Below are 14,753 nucleotides of genomic sequence, written 5' to 3'. Positions count from 1 at the left end.
GAATGAAAACAAACGGCGCGAGCAGAATCATCGGCGCGATGTTCGCAGTGGCCATCGCGACCAGCGCGACCTATGCGAACGCACAGACAGGCGGCATGCCGAACGACCCATCGATGCAAAGCCAGCAGGTCGCCGCAGCGCCCCCGCGCAACAACCGCTCCGACAGCCAGGTGGTCCGCGATGTCCGCCAGGCATTCACGCGCACGCCGGGCCTCAACTCGGCCAGCATCCACGTCGAAGCACACCGTGGTGTCGTCACGCTGACCGGCCACGTCCCGCAGCATTCGCAGATCGAGCGGGCCGGCAACGCCGCGCGTTCGGTGCGCGGCGTTCACACCGTGCGCAACAAGCTGACCGTGCGACCGCGGCGCGGTACCGGCCATTGAGCCGTTCGTGAGTCGTTCATGAGCATCGCGTGGAGGCATCGGTCGGATCGATCGATGCCTCCACGCTGCCCGCTTCGCCCCACACGGGCACCCTCGCTTCCCACCGAAACCCCACCTCTCCAACCTCGCCAGCCTTGGGCTCGCGCAGCGTGGCGCGTCGCACATTTTTTCTGCTCTGCTTAAGAAACAGGTTGACCCCGTCAGAAGACGCCACCTAGAATTCAAAAATCTTCATCAATGGGGCTCGCGCCTTGGACACCTGTAGTAGCCGACTTTCGAACAGATTCGCTGCCTGACAGGCAGGACGTCCGCGCTCCCTTCTCCAGCCGCCGTCCTGCTCGCAGGCAGACGGTGCGCACCGCAGTTTTTCCCCGTGCACCTTGAGTAACGCCCTGTCCGCGTCATAGGAACGCCGTGTGCTTCACGTTCCGACACTGACGAGGCGTCGTATTGCGAGCTTCGCGCCCGCAGTCGCGCTCGCGCGCGTTTCGTCAGTTCAACGGAACGTGGCGGACGCGTGGTTAAACACGCGCATAGCAGCCGTGTGCAACAAACGTATAAAACGCCCTACGCAATACCGGCAATAGCGCCGATAACACAACCAACACAGCAACAAGGAGCCGCCATGCCAGGCAGTGACAGTTATCCCTTATGCCGCTTCACCGTTCCTTTAACTGAGGAAAGCGAGTAGACCTCCGCCGCCGCGCCCACCACGCGCGACCTCCGTGTCTGCTGGCTTTTCACCAGCGCGTCGCCACCGACGCACGGAGACATCATGCAATTCCTTCTTCTTTCGCGGTTCCCGCGCGTGCAGGAAGCGCGCGCCCATTACGACACGATGCTCGTGCTGCACCCTCGCGAAGCGCATCCGCTCGGCGCGCTGTGGCGTCGACTGAAGACGCTCGTGTCATGACGTTTCGCGCTCCCGGCGCATGTCCTTGAGTACGCCGGCGCAGCGCACGTTCGCAGCGATAAATCCAGCCAGGAGAGAACGGCATGTCTACTCCGACGAATATGTCCACCGCCAGCGACGCCGTGCTCGATGCAGCGCACGTCGGCGACATCAAGGGCGCGCTCGGCACCATCGCTCATCACGACACCGCGCCGCGCACCGGTTGGTGGGCGCGGCTGCGCACGCTGCTCGCGATCCTCGGCCCTGGCCTGATCGTGATGGTCGGCGACAACGATGCGGGCGCGTTCGGCACCTATACGCAGGCGGGCCAGAACTACGGCACCACACTGCTGTGGACCATGCTGTTGCTGGTGCCGGTGCTGTTCGTCAATCAGGAGATGGTGCTGCGGCTCGGCGCGGTCACGGGAGTCGGCCACGCGCGGCTGATCTTCGAGCGCTTCGGCAAGTTCTGGGGCGCGTTCAGCGTCGTCGATCTGTTCATTCTCAATGCGCTGACTATCGTTACCGAGTTCATCGGCATTACGTTCGTGCTCGACTTCTTCGGCGTCTCGAAGATCGCCGGCGTCTGCATCGCCGCCGCGCTGACGATGGCCGCCGTCAGCACCGGCGACTTTCGCCGCTTCGAACGCTTCGCGGTCGTGCTGTGTCTGCTGAGCCTGCTGCTCGTGCCGGTGCTTGTGTCGATCCATCCGCCGGTCAGCCAGATTGCGCGCGACTTCTTCATCCCGAACTGGCCCGCCCATTCGAAGCTCTCCGACGTGATGCTGCTCGTGATCGGCATCGTCGGCACGACGGTGGCGCCGTGGCAACTGTTCTTCCAGCAAAGCTATGTGATCGACAAACGCATCACGCCGCGCTTCATGAATTACGAAAAAGCCGACCTGTGGATCGGCATCGTGTTCGTGCTGATCGGCGCGGTCGCGATGATCTCGTTCAGCGCGGCACTGTTCGACGGCCGACCGGAATTCGGCAACTTCACGGATGCGGGTGGCGTCATCGCGGGTCTGGAGAAATACGCGGGACGCACCTCTGCGGTGCTGTTCGCGATCGCGCTGTTCGACGCGTGCGTGATCGGCGCGGCGGCCGTGTCGCTGTCCACCGCCTACGCGATCGGCGACGTGTTCAAGATCCGCCACTCGCTGCATCGCAGCGTGTCGGATGCGAAGGGCTTCTACCTCGTGTACTTCGCGATCGTCGCGGCAGCCGCGGCGCTCGTGCTGATTCCGGGCAGCCCGCTCGGTCTGCTGACCGAAGCCGTGCAAACGCTCGCCGGCGTGCTGCTGCCGAGCGCGACCGTGTTCCTGCTACTGCTCTGCAACGACCGCGCGGTGCTCGGCCCGTGGGCCAATTCGAAGCGGCTGAATCTGTTTACCGGCGCGGTGGTCTGGGTGCTGGTGATGTTGTCGATCATCCTGACCGCGTCGGTGATCTATCCGGACATCGCGGGCAGCACGATCATCGAAGTGCTTGCGGGCGGCACGCTGCTCGCGGTCGTCGGTTATGCCGCGAGCCTCGCGATCCGCAAGCGGCGCGGCGACGTGCCGGCCGAACCGCCGCCGCGCTACTCGAAGGACGCGCGCAACACGTGGCGCATGCCGCCGCTCGACGAACTGCCGCCGCCGCAACTGACGCTCGCCAAGCGCATCTGGATGGGCGTGCTGCGCGGCTATCTGCTACTCGCGATCGGGCTCGTGATCGTCAAGGTCGTGCAGATGGCGTTGCTGAAGTAGTGCGAACGGTGAGGAGTTCCAGGAGGTGCCGCAATGGTGAGGAATTCCAGGAGATGGCCAATGGTGAGGATTTACGGGAGCCGCGCGAAACCTCACTGCCCCTTCCACGCACGCGGAACGCGGTGAAAATTGCGGTCGAAGTAAATCAGGCTGTCACCGTCGGCGCGCACGCGAATTCCGGTGGTCTCGACGAACATGACCGAATGCGAGCCGACGTCCTTCGCTTCCACGATCGTCCCTTGCAGACTCGCGAGCGCACCGCGCAGCACCGGCACGCCGTGTTCGCCTTCGTCCCACACCGGCAACTGGAAACGCTCTTCCATCGAAAGACCGGTCATCCCCGCAAAATGACGCGCGATACTTTCGAGGCTCGCCGGCAGCACATTCACGCACACGTTGCGATTACCGCCGAACACCGCATGCATCGCGCTCGATCGATTCAGGCAGATCAGCAGCGTCGGCGGCGCATCGGTGACGGAGCAGACCGCGCTCGCGGTGATGCCGCAACAGCCGTGCGGCCCCGCGGTCGTGATGACGTTGACCGCCGCGCCCAGATGCGCCATCGCCTGTCTGAACTGCTGGCGTTGATCGTCAAGCGGCGGTTGAGCTTCTATCGGCTTGCTGGACATGTCGATGTCTCCTTGTATCCGGTTGCCGGTTCGCGCGAATTACAGAAGCCGAACCGGTAGTATTAGCGAGGCTTTGCGGCCGCATTTCGGCCGGCTATCATTGAAAGCCCCAACGACGATATTTCCTCGCGCGCTTTTTCCCACGCGCTGTCCCCATCAGATGCCACCCACCGCCCGACCGTCCGTCACCGATGCCGCCCCTGTCGTCTATATCGTCGACGACGACAACGGCATGCGCACGTCGCTCGCGTGGCTGCTCGAATCGGTCGGCATCCGCTCGCAGGGCTTCGTCAGCGCGACGGATTTTCTGCGCGACTTCGACCTCAACGTACCCGGTTGTCTCGTGCTCGACGTGCGCATGCCGGAAGTGAGCGGCTTCGACGTCCAGCAAGAACTGAATCGCCGGGGCGCGACGTTGCCGATCATTTTCGTCAGCGGTCACGGCGATATTCCGATGTCCGTGCGCGCGTTGCAGCACGGTGCGATCGATTTCGTCGAGAAGCCGTACAACTCGCAACAGATGCTCGAACGCATCCAGCGCGCGATGAAACTCGCGTCGCAACGCCACGCGAAGCACATGCGTCAGCTCGAATTGCGCGAGCGTCTCAACTCGCTCACGTCGCGCGAGAAGGAAGTGCTGCATGCGTTGATCGAAGGCAAGGCGAGCAAGGTGATCGCGGCAGACCTCTCCATCAGCGTGAAAACGGTCGACGTCTATCGCGCGAGCATCAAGGAGAAACTCGGCGCGTCGTCGATTCCAACGCTCGTGCGCGGCGTGCTCGAAGTGTGGAACACGTCGGACGAACGGTCGGAATAACGCAAGCGCCGCGCGAGCCTTTCGCGCGTCAGCGCATCGGTTAGCTCGATGAGTCAGCGCATATAGAGGCCTCCGTTGACGTCCCAGCATGCGCCGTTGGCAAAGTAGGCATCGCCGGATGCCAGCATCACCGCCACGTCGGCGATATAGGAAGCCGCGCCGAGCCTGCCCACCGGAATGCCTTCGATCACTTTCTCCAGCTTGTCAGCCGGCACGCTCTCGTGAACGATCGGCAGATCGAGCGGCCCCGGCGAAATCGCGTTGACCGTCACGCCGCGCGCGGCGAGATCGCGTGCGAAGACCTTGGTCAGCGTCAGCACGCCGCCCTTCGCGGCCGCGTAATGCGCGCCCGTCGCCGAGCCGCCGTTCTGTCCCGCCAGCGAAGCAATATTGACGATACGGCCCATGCCACGCTGCGCAAAGTACTGGCCGAACACCTGGCAGCCGAACAACACGCTGCGCAGGTTCACGTTGATGACCTGATCGAACTGCTCGGCGGTGATGTCCATCACCGACACGACTTTCGATGCCCCCGCATTGTTGATCAGCGCATCGAGCGCGCCCCAGCGTTCGAGCACGGTATCGCGCGCGGCTTCGAAATCCTCTTTGCGCGTCACGTCGAGCCGGATGGCGCAGGCGCTCGACCCATCCGCGCTGAGTTCGCGCGCGAGCGCGTGCGCCGGTTCGAGCGCGATATCGGCCAATGCGACCTTGTAGCCCGCTTCGTGAAAGGTACGCGCGACGACTGCGCCGAGTCCGCGCGCGGCGCCCGTGACGAGCGAGATTCTGTTCGACATGTTGCTCACTCCTCGATTGCGTTCAGACTGGATGCGCGAGCCGCGCTTCGATATGCGCGGCCACCGCGCACACCGTTTCGTCGTCGTTCTTGCGGCCGACGATCTGCAGCCCCGCCTTCAGCGTCGAATGTTCGAGCGGTACGGGCAGCGTAAGCGCTGGATGTCCGCTCAGATTGAACGGCCGGATCAGCGACGACATCGCGATCACCGACGTACCCGCGCGCGCCGCTTCGAGCGTGATCGGCAACGCGGGCAGCGTCGGCAGCACCAGCACGTCGACCCGATCGAGCGCGCGATCCACCTCGTCGGTGAACGCGCGGCGCACGCGCTCGGCCGCGTCGAGATCGGCGGCGCTGGTGTTCGCGGCCGCGCGCAGACGCGCTTCGATATCGGCGCCGAGCTTGCCGCTGTCCACCAGATGACCGAATGCGCGCGAGGTCTCCGCGTTAATGACCGCGAGTCCCGCCGCGAACGCGTCCTGCATCGATACAAGCTCGACGGCCTGGGTCGCGAGACCGGCTCGCGCGAGCGCAGCGGCGATCGCGCTGGCGATCTCGTCGTCGGCCGTCACGCTCACCACGCCGAGCCGTAGCGACGACGCATCACGGCATGCCTCGCTCGCCTGAAACGAAGGATCGATGGCGGCCATCACGTCGACGATCGTGCGCATGTCGCGCGCGAACGGTCCGACGCAGTCGAGCGTCGTGAACGCCGGCGCCACGCCCTGTCGCGAGACGCGCGCGAACGTCGGCTTCAGGCCGATCACGCCGCAACAGGCGGCAGGGCCGCGAATCGAGCCGCCGGTGTCAGTGCCGAGCGCGGCGTCCACCCGCTTCTGTCCGACCGCCGACGCGGACCCGCTCGACGAGCCGCCCGGAATGCGCACCGCGTCCTGCGGATTGAGCGGCGTGCCGCTGAAGTCGTTGATGCCCGTCATGCCGAACGCCAGTTCGTGCATGTTGGTCTTGCCGGTGATGCGCCAACCGGCATCGAGCAGACGTTGCACCACGTCGGCGTGACGCGTCGCGGGCGGAGCGTCGGCGAGCGCGCGACTCGCGGCCGTGGTCGCGTAGCCCGCGATGTCGATGCTGTCCTTGATCGCGATCGTCGGCGCGTGGGCGTTCTCGGTTGCGCCGAGATCGAAGCTTTGCAGAAATGCGCTCATGCGGACGCTCCTTGAGCCGGGTTGACTTGCCACGGTGCATCGAAGAGACGCTCGGTGCGGAAATGCCGGATCAGCCACGTCGCGCCACCGTCGTGCGCGGCGGGCACGAAGTCCACTTCGAGGCGCGCGGCGATCAGCTCGGCTTTTCCATCGACATAGCCCGATGCCTGCAACATGATCCAGCGGCCTTTCGCATTCGCGCCGTTCACGTCGATGTGCTCCGAGCTCAGAAAGTGCGTATTGGTCGCGAAATGCGGCGTGGGCGGCAGATAACGCTGCAGCATGGCGACAATCTGCGCGGGCCCTTCGAGACGCCCGAACTTGTGCGCGTATTGCCGGCCGAGGCCTTCCCAGATCGCGTCGGCGGAAAACAGCGCGGCGAGCGCTTCGCCTTCGAGCACGCGCACCGGCACATCGCACAGCGCCATATAGCGGGCGATCGTGTTGCGCACCGCGTTCTGCGCTTCGAGCGCCTGGATGCGCGCGAGCAAGGCGTCGAGGGGCGCGGCGTTTTGTGCTGCCGCTTTCGTGTCGGCTCGCGCATCGGTCATTGCCGCGGTTATCGCATCGGTCATCGCGTCACCCCTGGTTTGCGACCGCGGGCGGCACCGTCAACGCCCGGCCGACGCGCGCTTCGATCTTGCCGTAGCGCCACAGGTTGTAGTCGCCGACCGGCGTCGTGCGATACAGGTTGCAGACGGCCACAGCGGTGTCGAAGTCGGCGACGTCGGCCATGATGTAGAAGGTCCACGGCGCGCCGTCGGCATTGCCGACCACCAGCCGGTCGTCGTCCATCACGCCGAGCACGCGCACGTTGTCCATCGCTTCGATCGCGTTGAGCATCTTGCCGTACGCTTGCCACACTTCGCCGATCTGTTCGCGCGGCAGGTCGAAGAAATTCTGCGAGACGCCGCAGCAGAACAGCACACGCAACGGCAGGTTTCGGGTATCGCTCATCGGGACGTTCCTTGGTTCGGTTCGTGATTCGGTTGATTGAAGAAAGCTCACAGGTAGCCGGGAATCGGCTGCACGCCGACGAATACCGCGCCGGCGCCGTCGTAATTGCCCTCGCCGAGAAAGGCGTGCTGCGTGACGACCATCGCGTCGCGCGCGAGACGTTGCAGCGGATGGTTGCGATAGATCGCGGTCGTGCCGCCGAGTCGATACGCGCGATTCACGACGTCGGCGCCTTCGCGCGCGATCTGCGTGGCCGACAGGCGCAGCAGACTGACCTGATCGGGCGTCACGTCGTTGCCCGCGAGAATCGACTGCCACACGCTGTCGGTCGACTCGTAGAAGAACGCGCGCGCGGAGCGCAGCTGCGCTTCGGCCTTCGCGAGTTCGATGCGGTAATACGCGCGGTCCGCGAGTTGCGGCGCGCCGGTGGTGGTCTTGCGGCCGCCCGCCATATTGTTGGCGACGTCGAGCGCCGCGCGCGCCAGACCGAGGTTGACGACCGCGAGCACCTGCGCCGCGTACGCGATGGTCGGGTAGCGATACAGCGGTTCGTCGACGCTCGGCGCGCCGCCGCGCACGAAGGTCCAGTCTTCGGCGACGAACTGGTTCGACACGCGCAGATCGTGACTGCCGGTGCCCTGCATGCCGACCACGTTCCAGTTCTCGACGATCTCGACCTGCTCAGGCCGGAACACCGCCGTGCGCGGTTTGCCCGGCGCTTCGCCGGCCTTGCCGGTACCAATGCCGACACCGAGCCAGTCCGCGCCCTTGCAACCGCTCGCGAACTTCCACGTGCCGTTGACGCGAAAACCGCCGGGCTCGGGCGTCGCGTTCTGCACCGGAAACAGGCCGCCCGCGAACACCTGGTCGGGACCGTCGGCGTAAATCTGCGCCTGCGTTGCGAGCGGCAACGCGGCGAGATACAGATTGGCCGAGCCGAAACTCGCGACCCACGCCGCCGAGCCGTCGGCGGTCGCGATGCGCTCGATCATCTGCAGAAATTCGCCGGGCGCGCGCGCATCGCCGCCGAAGCACTTCGGCGTCGCCGCCCGATAGATGCGCGCGCGCTTGAGCATCTCGATCACATCGCGCGGCACATGCGACAAACGTTCGAACTCTTCGCGTCGCCGTGCAATTTCGGCGATCACGTCATCGAGTGCGAGTTCTTCGGATTGGGCTACATCGTCCTGTTGCTTGACAGCGGCGGCGAGTGACATGGGCGTCTCCGTATCTTTTGTGACGTTGAATGGTGGGGATAGTGTGTTGCCTGCACACGATGAAGCCAGTCTAGAAACGCCAATAAGCGCGGACAATTGGGAAGAGATGACGCGGCTTAGGGCAATCTCCCGATGCGGGTAAGGAATTCTTTAGCGATGCGCGGCAACGGCGGTGGTATGGTTGACGCTCGACCGGCGCGCGCGTTTTCATCGGCGCTTTCACCAGCTTTTGCACCAGCGTTTGCAGCGGTCTTTGCGCATTGAACGGCTCTCCATGACCACCCTGTCCGAACCCGATTTCCGCGTACTGCTCGATGCGCTCAATCAGTGCGTGCTGCTGCACGACGCCGGGACCAAGGCGATCGTGTGGGCGAACCGCGCGGCGTGCGTCGCGCTCGGCTTCACGCTCGACGAACTGCTGCCGCTGAAGGCGCATCACATGACGCGCAACGACGCGAAATACCGCCGCGAAATCGCCGTCGATGCAATGGATCGTTCTGTTACGCAGGGCCCGCAGGCCTACGAGTGGTGCTATCGATCGCGCACCGGCGTGGACATGCTGTCGGAAGCGATCGCGACGTATGTGCCGTTGCGCGAACGGGCGGTCGTGATGGTGCAGTTTCGCGACATCAGCGAAGAAGAGGCGATGCGTCAGAAGTTGCGCAGCTACGAAACGCGTTTGCGCGAGTACATGCAGGACCTCGGCGAAGGCGTCGCGCTGATCACGCCGCGCGGCAAGATCGCGTATCTGAGCGAGTCCGGACGGCGCGTGCTCGGCGTCGCCGCGCAGGCGCCGCTCGGCGTGCCGCTCGACTACTGCACGCGCGAAGACCGCGACCGTCTCGCCGCGCAACTGCGCGACGCGTCCCGCGAACATGCGGGCGCATCGACCGGCGCGCAACGCTACCGCATCACGCGGCGCGACGGCGCGCAACGCTGGCTGCGCATCACGTGCCGACGCGTTGATATCGACGCCGAACTCAATGGCGTGCTCGCGCACTTTCGCGACATCAGCGAAGAAGTGGCGCTGGAAGAAACGCGCCGCATCGAAGCGCGCATGCTCGAATACGCGGGACGCTACAACGCGATGGGCGAAATGGCGACGGCCATCGCACACGAACTGAGCCAGCCGCTCGCGGCGGTGCGCAATTTCATCGAAGGCGCGATCCAGCGTCTGCAGCAGCCGGATGCGATCGACAGCGCGGTGTGGGGTTTGCGCGCGGCGGACCGGCAGGCGGAGCACGCGGCGCTGATCATCAAAAGCGTGCGCGAATTCGTCGGCAAGCGCGAGCCCGTCGCGGCCGAAGCGGACCTGCGTGACGTGCTCGCGGAAGTCGCGTATTTCATCGAACTGCGGGCGCGCGACGCAGGCGTGACCGTCAGGCTCGAACAGGCGCCGCAACCATTGCCGATCCATTGCGAACGCGTGCTGATCGGTCAGGTGATGCTCAATCTGGCGTTCAATGCAGTGGACGCGCTGAGCGGCGCGACCCAGCCCGAGCGTATCGTCACGCTCGCCACGTCGGCACACAACGGCGCGGCCGAGCTTCACGTGATCGACAACGGCCCCGGCGTCGCCGACGGCGAACTCGACCGCCTGTTCGACGGCTTTTCTTCGTCGAAGGCGGGCGGCAACGGCATCGGGCTGTCGCTGTGCAAGAACATCGTCGCGCGACACGACGGGCGCATCTGGGCGCAGCGCGCGGCAAGCGGCGGCCTCGACTGCCGCTTTGCGTTGCCGTTGCTGCCGCAACGGCCGCAATGATCGAAACGGTCGCGAGGCTGAGCGCATCGCGACGCTAGCGGCCCAGCGCCCGCGCGGTCTTGCCGCCGATGCCGAAGTCCGTGTTCGGGATGTCCTTGATCATCACGCGCGTGGACGGCAACGGCACGTCGAGAACCGTGGCAATCGTTTCGGATAGCTGAGCGATCAACGCTTCCTTCTGCGCATCGGTGCGCCCCGCGATCAGAATCGCGACGATCACCGGCAACGCGGCGGGCGTGAGCTTGCCGCCGAGACCGGCATGCGCCGCGCCCAGCTCCGAGAGCAGAATCCGCACGGACTCGGCGGGCGCGCCGATCGCCCGAACGGTCGCCTCCGTCAAACCCTGAATCAGTTGCGCCTTGCGTTCGTCCGCGTAGCCTTGCGGCAGATAGACTTCGAGTGTCGGCATGATGACCCGTCAGAGCAGAAAGCCGATCGCGCTCAGCGCATCGGTGGAATCGATCAGGCGGATCACCTTCTCGACGAGGCGCGGCTCGCCACTCGCCATGCTGATCTTGTGCGTGAGATTGGCCGCGAAGATCGTCGACATGCCGCGCTTGTACGCGATGATGATCTGCGACGACTGCACCTCGACCATGTCGGCGCTGTCGCTCGCGAGCGTGAAGCGCGACACCGTGCGCACCGTGCGCGCGGCGTCCGACGCGGACGCCGAATAACCCGACATCATGCGCTGCACGCGCAGCTCGCGCATGTGCTGATCGTCGTACGCGTAGTTCAGCGTCGCCGCGAAATCGGTCGTATTGGGGTCGATCGGCACCACGTAGTGGCCGGCCGGGTCCCACAGTTCGAGCCACTCGCGATAGTCGCGCCGGTCGAGCAATTCGGCTTCGCGCCAGATGAATTCGATTGCGCGCGCGAAGGTCTGGTGGGAAAAGAGTGCGTTGCGGTCGTCCATCATGCCTGCTCCATCATTACGCGCCATTGCCGGTAGGCTTCGCGCATGCCGGTTTCATCGGTTGCGTGTGCGGTCTTCTCGCCGTTCGCGGCGGTGGTTTCGCGATTCAAGCCGCGATTGACGAGGATCGGTACGTCCGCTCCCGCATGCGAGCCGCGCTGCACGCGCTCCCACGCTTCGGCGTCGTCGGGACTGCCGAAACCGAACGGGCCCTGGAAGTGCTCATGAATGCGCAGGCGCACGCGGTTCGCTTCGTCGGGGCCGCCGTCCATCGCGAGCGCGACGTGGCGAATTTCCGTTTCTTCGGCGGAAATCGGCCGCAGCACGCGGAAGAACGCCATCGACAATGCCAGATTCGGAAACAGGTTCAGGTTGAAGCCGACGCCCATCAGCGAACGTACGATGCGGCGCACTTCTTCCGGCGTGTGTTTTTGCGCGAGTTGCGCGGTGAGTTCGCTGAAGCGCTCGGGCAGCGGCGCGCCGTCGTCCTTGTCCAGATCGACGATCTCGGGCATCAGCACCGCGAGGCTATGGCCGTTGCCGAGCGAGCGGCAGAATGCGTCGTCGCTGGTCATGAAGCTGGTGATCGCGGCGGCGGTTTCGTCGTCGATCGACTTCATCCACGACTTGTGCACGACCGGGAAGTGATACAGGTCCGTCGTATTCTCGAGCTGGATCTTCCAGTTGCCCTTGAACTTGAACTTGTGCTCGCCGTTGGCCTTGATCGGATAGCCGGCACCCTGCTTCATGAACAGGTCGATCCACGGCTTCGCGCCACCGAGAAAATCTTCGAGCGGTTCGATCGTTTCGTTGAAGCTCGCGAAGATCAAGCCTTGATAGACGCCCACGCGCAGCTTCTTCAGCGGCAGATCGCCTTTCTCGCACACGCCTTCGTAACCGTCGCCGTACGGCAGCGCGCGCAGCGTGCCGTCGAGCGCATAGGACCAGCTGTGATACGGGCACGTGAAGCCCTTCGCGTTGCCCTTGTGCTCCTCGCACACGGTCGCGCCACGATGACGGCAGCGGTTCTGCAGCACGTTGACCGCGCCGCTCCTGTCGCGCACGACGATGACCGGCTGGCGGCCGATCGTCGTCGTGATGAAATCGCCCGGCTTCGGCAGTTCGCTGTCGTGCGCGACCCAGATCCAGGTCTTGTAGAAAATGCGTTCGAGTTCGGCTTCGAACAACTCGGGATCGTAGTAGAGGGATGGCGCGATGCGATCGGCCTCGGCGCGCTTCGCTAAAGCGCTGGTGTCGATGGTTTGATAGTTCGGCGTACTCATCTTGTGGGGTAGGGAAAAGTCGCGTTGTCGAAACGAAGACGCACTCCGACGCATCCAGCCGCGTGTAACACATCAGCGCATCCTCTCGTTGACATCAGTCTCGCTTTGCGATGATCATGCGTCAAATCGATTAAAAACAGGTCGCCGGATAAATCCGGCTGATATCCCGAGAGTGTTCCCATGACTTCCATCGACCACGTCGATCTCAATCTGCTGAGGGTGTTCCAGGCGATCGTCGAAGAGCGCAGCCTGACCCGCGCGGGCGAACGCCTCGCGCTGTCGCAACCGGCGGTCAGCTATTCGCTCGGCCGGCTGCGCACGATGTTCGACGACCCGCTTTTCATCCGCACGCGCGCAGGCATGCAGCCGACGCCGGTCGCGCTCGAACTCGCGGAGATCGTCGGCCATGCGCTCGATACCGTGCGCCAGGCGCTGCGTTACGCGGAGCGCTTCGATCCGTCGACGAGCACGCGCACGTTTCGTCTGTCGCTATCGGATGCCGGCGAAATGGCGTATCTACCGGCGCTGTGCGCGGCGCTGCAGAAGGCCGCACCGCGCGTGAAGCTGGGGGTCGAGCCGTTGCCGGTGGAGGAGATCGAGGAGGCGTTGCGTTCGAGCCGGCTCGACTTCGCGATCGGCAATCTGCCGTCGCTGCTGCCGCGCACGCGGCATAGCCTGCTGTTCGAAGAGTCGTATGTGTGCATGACGCGCAAGCGGCGCGATCTGCCCGCCGGCAACACGCTGAAGCTCGACCGGTTTCTCGCTGCGTCGCACATTCAGGTGCGCTCGCTCGAACACAGCCACCATGCGCTCGACGACGCGCTGCGCGCGCAGGGTGTCGGCCGCAACATCGCGTTCGCGTTGCCGCACTTCGTCGCGGTGCCTGGCGTGCTCGCCGCGACGGACCTGTTCGCGACGCTGCCGGAACGGCTCGCGCACATCCTCAATCGCGGCGACGCGTTCCGTATCTACGGGTTGCCCGTGCCGTTGCCGAAGGCCGCCGTGACGATGCACTGGCACGAACACTTCCACGAAGACGAAGGCATCGCGTGGATGCGCGGGCTCATCACCGAGATTCTCGCGGGCTTCGAGAAGATGTGATCGCGCTGCGGTAGCTCAGCGGCTCGATCATTCCGCGGCTCGGCCTTACAGGTCGAGCACGAGTACCGGCGAGCGCGAGCGCGACACGCAGCAGCAGATCACGCCGTTGCTCGCGCGCTCGGCCTTGCTCAGGCAGTGATCGCGATGCTCCGGCTCGCCGCTCACCACGTCGACCATGCAGGTGCCGCACACGCCCTCGCCGCACGACGTGTCCACTTCGATGCCGATCGACGCGAGCGCCTCGACGATCGACGTGTTCGCGTCGACCCGCACCATCTGACCGCTGCTCGCGAGCTGCACGTCGAAGCTGTCGAGCGACGCGTCGGCGGCAGGCGCCGGCTCGGCCTTGAAGCGTTCGAGATGAATCGCGTCGGCGGGCAAGCGCGTCTGCGCGGTCTCGACCACGAGGTCCATGAACGGCGCCGGTCCGCACGTGTACACGTGCGCATCGTTGCCCGCGTCGCGCAGACACGCATCGAGCGCGGCCGGCAACTGCTCACGCTCGACGCCGAAATGCAGCTTCACGTGCTGCGCGAACGGCTCGCGCGTGAGCAGCGTCATGAACGCCGCGTGCGCTTCGCTGCGGGCGAAATAGTGCAGCGTGAAGCGCGCGTGGCACGCGGCGAGCCGGTACGCCATCGACAGCAACGGCGTGATGCCGATGCCCGCGCCGATCAGGATGTGCTCGCCGGCGCGCTCTTCGAGGCGAAACAGATTGCGCGGCGCGCCGATCGACAGCTCGGTGCCGACGCTCACTTCCTCATGCAGCGAACGCGAGCCGCCGCGCGACTGCTCCTCTTTCTTCACCGCGAAAATCTGCGAGTCCACGCATTCGGGGTCGCCGCACAACGAATACTGACGCGTGATGCCCGCGGGACTCGTCACGTCGATATGCGCGCCCGGTTCGTAGCGCTCGAACGGCAGCCCATCGAGTCGCGAGATGCTGAACGAGCGCACGCCATGCGCCTCCTCGCGCAATGCGTCGACGCGGACTTTCAGGGTGGGAGCTTGCATGATGGCCTTCCGATGGATTGCAGGGGACGATGTGCCGAGATTAGCGCCGCAACCCGAATAAAC

The 14,753-nt window shown here is 64.9% G+C and carries 16 protein-coding genes; 6 read left to right on the top strand and 10 right to left on the bottom strand.

Going from position 1 to position 14,753, the window contains the following annotated elements; genetic code table 11:
• The first annotated feature begins 2 nt into the window (after positions 1-2).
• The 3 genes from HHL14_RS11505 (at position 3) to HHL14_RS11495 (ending at position 3,029) form a co-directional block, all read left to right on the top strand.
• Positions 3-386, top strand: coding sequence for a BON domain-containing protein (locus HHL14_RS11505; RefSeq protein WP_169497732.1), 384 nt, complete (start codon positions 3-5; stop codon positions 384-386).
• 775 nt (positions 387-1,161) lie between these two features.
• Positions 1,162-1,299 carry a hypothetical protein gene (locus HHL14_RS11500; protein WP_169497731.1) on the top strand — a complete coding sequence of 46 codons (138 nt, stop codon included), beginning with the start codon at positions 1,162-1,164 and terminating at the stop codon, positions 1,297-1,299.
• Positions 1,300-1,382: 83 nt separating this feature from the next.
• On the top strand, positions 1,383-3,029 hold the full coding sequence (locus HHL14_RS11495) for an NRAMP family divalent metal transporter (protein WP_169497730.1): 1,647 nt from the start codon (positions 1,383-1,385) through the stop codon (positions 3,027-3,029).
• Between the two features lie 92 nt (positions 3,030-3,121).
• Here HHL14_RS11495 and hpaC read toward each other — a convergent pair whose 3' ends face one another.
• Positions 3,122-3,658, bottom strand: a complete 537-nt coding sequence (hpaC, locus tag HHL14_RS11490) for a 4-hydroxyphenylacetate 3-monooxygenase, reductase component (RefSeq protein WP_169497729.1) — start codon at positions 3,656-3,658, stop codon at positions 3,122-3,124.
• 160 nt (positions 3,659-3,818) lie between these two features.
• Between hpaC and HHL14_RS11485 the strand changes: the two genes are divergently transcribed.
• Positions 3,819-4,475: a response regulator transcription factor gene (locus HHL14_RS11485; RefSeq protein ID WP_169497728.1), complete on the top strand. Its 657-nt coding sequence runs from the start codon at positions 3,819-3,821 to the stop codon at positions 4,473-4,475.
• Between the two features lie 53 nt (positions 4,476-4,528).
• Here HHL14_RS11485 and HHL14_RS11480 read toward each other — a convergent pair whose 3' ends face one another.
• Genes HHL14_RS11480 through HHL14_RS11460 form a run of 5 tightly spaced genes read right to left on the bottom strand, consistent with a single transcriptional unit; the run spans position 4,529 to position 8,611 of the window.
• On the bottom strand, positions 4,529-5,272 hold the full coding sequence (locus tag HHL14_RS11480) for an SDR family NAD(P)-dependent oxidoreductase (RefSeq protein WP_169497727.1): 744 nt from the start codon (positions 5,270-5,272) through the stop codon (positions 4,529-4,531).
• A gap of 22 nt (positions 5,273-5,294) precedes the next feature.
• Entirely contained in the window at positions 5,295-6,437 is a 1,143-nt protein-coding gene (locus tag HHL14_RS11475) for an amidase (protein WP_169497726.1), read from the bottom strand.
• Positions 6,434-6,988, bottom strand: coding sequence for a nuclear transport factor 2 family protein (locus HHL14_RS11470; protein WP_169497927.1), 555 nt, complete (start codon positions 6,986-6,988; stop codon positions 6,434-6,436). Before HHL14_RS11470 ends, HHL14_RS11475 begins: the two co-directional genes overlap by 4 nt.
• A gap of 28 nt (positions 6,989-7,016) precedes the next feature.
• On the bottom strand, positions 7,017-7,394 hold the full coding sequence (locus tag HHL14_RS11465; RefSeq protein ID WP_169497725.1) for a hypothetical protein: 378 nt from the start codon (positions 7,392-7,394) through the stop codon (positions 7,017-7,019).
• Positions 7,395-7,441: 47 nt separating this feature from the next.
• Positions 7,442-8,611, bottom strand: a complete 1,170-nt coding sequence (locus HHL14_RS11460; RefSeq protein ID WP_169497724.1) for an acyl-CoA dehydrogenase family protein — start codon at positions 8,609-8,611, stop codon at positions 7,442-7,444.
• A gap of 274 nt (positions 8,612-8,885) precedes the next feature.
• On the opposite strand from HHL14_RS11460, the gene HHL14_RS11455 reads away from it, so the two are divergent.
• Positions 8,886-10,376, top strand: coding sequence for a PAS domain-containing sensor histidine kinase (locus tag HHL14_RS11455; protein ID WP_169497723.1), 1,491 nt, complete (start codon positions 8,886-8,888; stop codon positions 10,374-10,376).
• A 34-nt stretch (positions 10,377-10,410) separates the two neighbouring features.
• On the opposite strand, the gene HHL14_RS11450 is transcribed toward HHL14_RS11455, so the two are convergent.
• Genes HHL14_RS11450 through HHL14_RS11440 form a run of 3 tightly spaced genes read right to left on the bottom strand, consistent with a single transcriptional unit; the run spans position 10,411 to position 12,575 of the window.
• Positions 10,411-10,785, bottom strand: a complete 375-nt coding sequence (locus HHL14_RS11450; protein ID WP_169497722.1) for a tautomerase family protein — start codon at positions 10,783-10,785, stop codon at positions 10,411-10,413.
• 9 nt (positions 10,786-10,794) lie between these two features.
• Positions 10,795-11,295, bottom strand: a complete 501-nt coding sequence (locus HHL14_RS11445) for an aromatic-ring-hydroxylating dioxygenase subunit beta (protein WP_169497721.1) — start codon at positions 11,293-11,295, stop codon at positions 10,795-10,797.
• Positions 11,292-12,575, bottom strand: coding sequence for an aromatic ring-hydroxylating oxygenase subunit alpha (locus HHL14_RS11440; RefSeq protein WP_169497720.1), 1,284 nt, complete (start codon positions 12,573-12,575; stop codon positions 11,292-11,294). The genes HHL14_RS11445 and HHL14_RS11440 overlap by 4 nt, the downstream gene beginning before the upstream one ends.
• Positions 12,576-12,755: 180 nt before the next feature.
• On the opposite strand from HHL14_RS11440, the gene HHL14_RS11435 reads away from it, so the two are divergent.
• Complete coding sequence (locus HHL14_RS11435) at positions 12,756-13,676, top strand: LysR family transcriptional regulator (protein ID WP_169497719.1); 921 nt, start codon at positions 12,756-12,758, stop codon at positions 13,674-13,676.
• 45 nt (positions 13,677-13,721) lie between these two features.
• Here the strand turns inward: HHL14_RS11435 and HHL14_RS11430 are convergent, their stop codons facing one another.
• Positions 13,722-14,690: a PDR/VanB family oxidoreductase gene (locus HHL14_RS11430; protein WP_169497718.1), complete on the bottom strand. Its 969-nt coding sequence runs from the start codon at positions 14,688-14,690 to the stop codon at positions 13,722-13,724.
• Between the last annotated feature and the right edge of the window lie 63 nt (positions 14,691-14,753).

The sequence above is a fragment of the Paraburkholderia antibiotica genome (genome assembly GCF_012927125.1).
Lineage (GTDB): Bacteria > Pseudomonadota > Gammaproteobacteria > Burkholderiales > Burkholderiaceae > Paraburkholderia > Paraburkholderia antibiotica.
This window is presented reverse-complemented; position numbering and strand designations above follow the sequence as displayed.

Excerpts from the sequence above, each read along its gene's own strand:
- HHL14_RS11505 (WP_169497732.1), top strand. The coding sequence starts at position 3 with ATGAAAACAAACGGCGCGAGCAGAATCATCGGCGCGATGTTCGCAGTG.
- HHL14_RS11500 (WP_169497731.1), top strand. The coding sequence starts at position 1,162 with ATGCAATTCCTTCTTCTTTCGCGGTTCCCGCGCGTGCAGGAAGCGCGC.
- HHL14_RS11495 (WP_169497730.1), top strand. The coding sequence starts at position 1,383 with ATGTCTACTCCGACGAATATGTCCACCGCCAGCGACGCCGTGCTCGAT.
- hpaC (WP_169497729.1), bottom strand. The coding sequence starts at position 3,658 with ATGTCCAGCAAGCCGATAGAAGCTCAACCGCCGCTTGACGATCAACGC.
- HHL14_RS11485 (WP_169497728.1), top strand. The coding sequence starts at position 3,819 with ATGCCACCCACCGCCCGACCGTCCGTCACCGATGCCGCCCCTGTCGTC.
- HHL14_RS11480 (WP_169497727.1), bottom strand. The coding sequence starts at position 5,272 with ATGTCGAACAGAATCTCGCTCGTCACGGGCGCCGCGCGCGGACTCGGC.
- HHL14_RS11475 (WP_169497726.1), bottom strand. The coding sequence starts at position 6,437 with ATGAGCGCATTTCTGCAAAGCTTCGATCTCGGCGCAACCGAGAACGCC.
- HHL14_RS11470 (WP_169497927.1), bottom strand. The coding sequence starts at position 6,988 with ATGACCGATGCGCGAGCCGACACGAAAGCGGCAGCACAAAACGCCGCG.
- HHL14_RS11465 (WP_169497725.1), bottom strand. The coding sequence starts at position 7,394 with ATGAGCGATACCCGAAACCTGCCGTTGCGTGTGCTGTTCTGCTGCGGC.
- HHL14_RS11460 (WP_169497724.1), bottom strand. The coding sequence starts at position 8,611 with ATGTCACTCGCCGCCGCTGTCAAGCAACAGGACGATGTAGCCCAATCC.
- HHL14_RS11455 (WP_169497723.1), top strand. The coding sequence starts at position 8,886 with ATGACCACCCTGTCCGAACCCGATTTCCGCGTACTGCTCGATGCGCTC.
- HHL14_RS11450 (WP_169497722.1), bottom strand. The coding sequence starts at position 10,785 with ATGCCGACACTCGAAGTCTATCTGCCGCAAGGCTACGCGGACGAACGC.
- HHL14_RS11445 (WP_169497721.1), bottom strand. The coding sequence starts at position 11,295 with ATGATGGACGACCGCAACGCACTCTTTTCCCACCAGACCTTCGCGCGC.
- HHL14_RS11440 (WP_169497720.1), bottom strand. The coding sequence starts at position 12,575 with ATGAGTACGCCGAACTATCAAACCATCGACACCAGCGCTTTAGCGAAG.
- HHL14_RS11435 (WP_169497719.1), top strand. The coding sequence starts at position 12,756 with ATGACTTCCATCGACCACGTCGATCTCAATCTGCTGAGGGTGTTCCAG.
- HHL14_RS11430 (WP_169497718.1), bottom strand. The coding sequence starts at position 14,690 with ATGCAAGCTCCCACCCTGAAAGTCCGCGTCGACGCATTGCGCGAGGAG.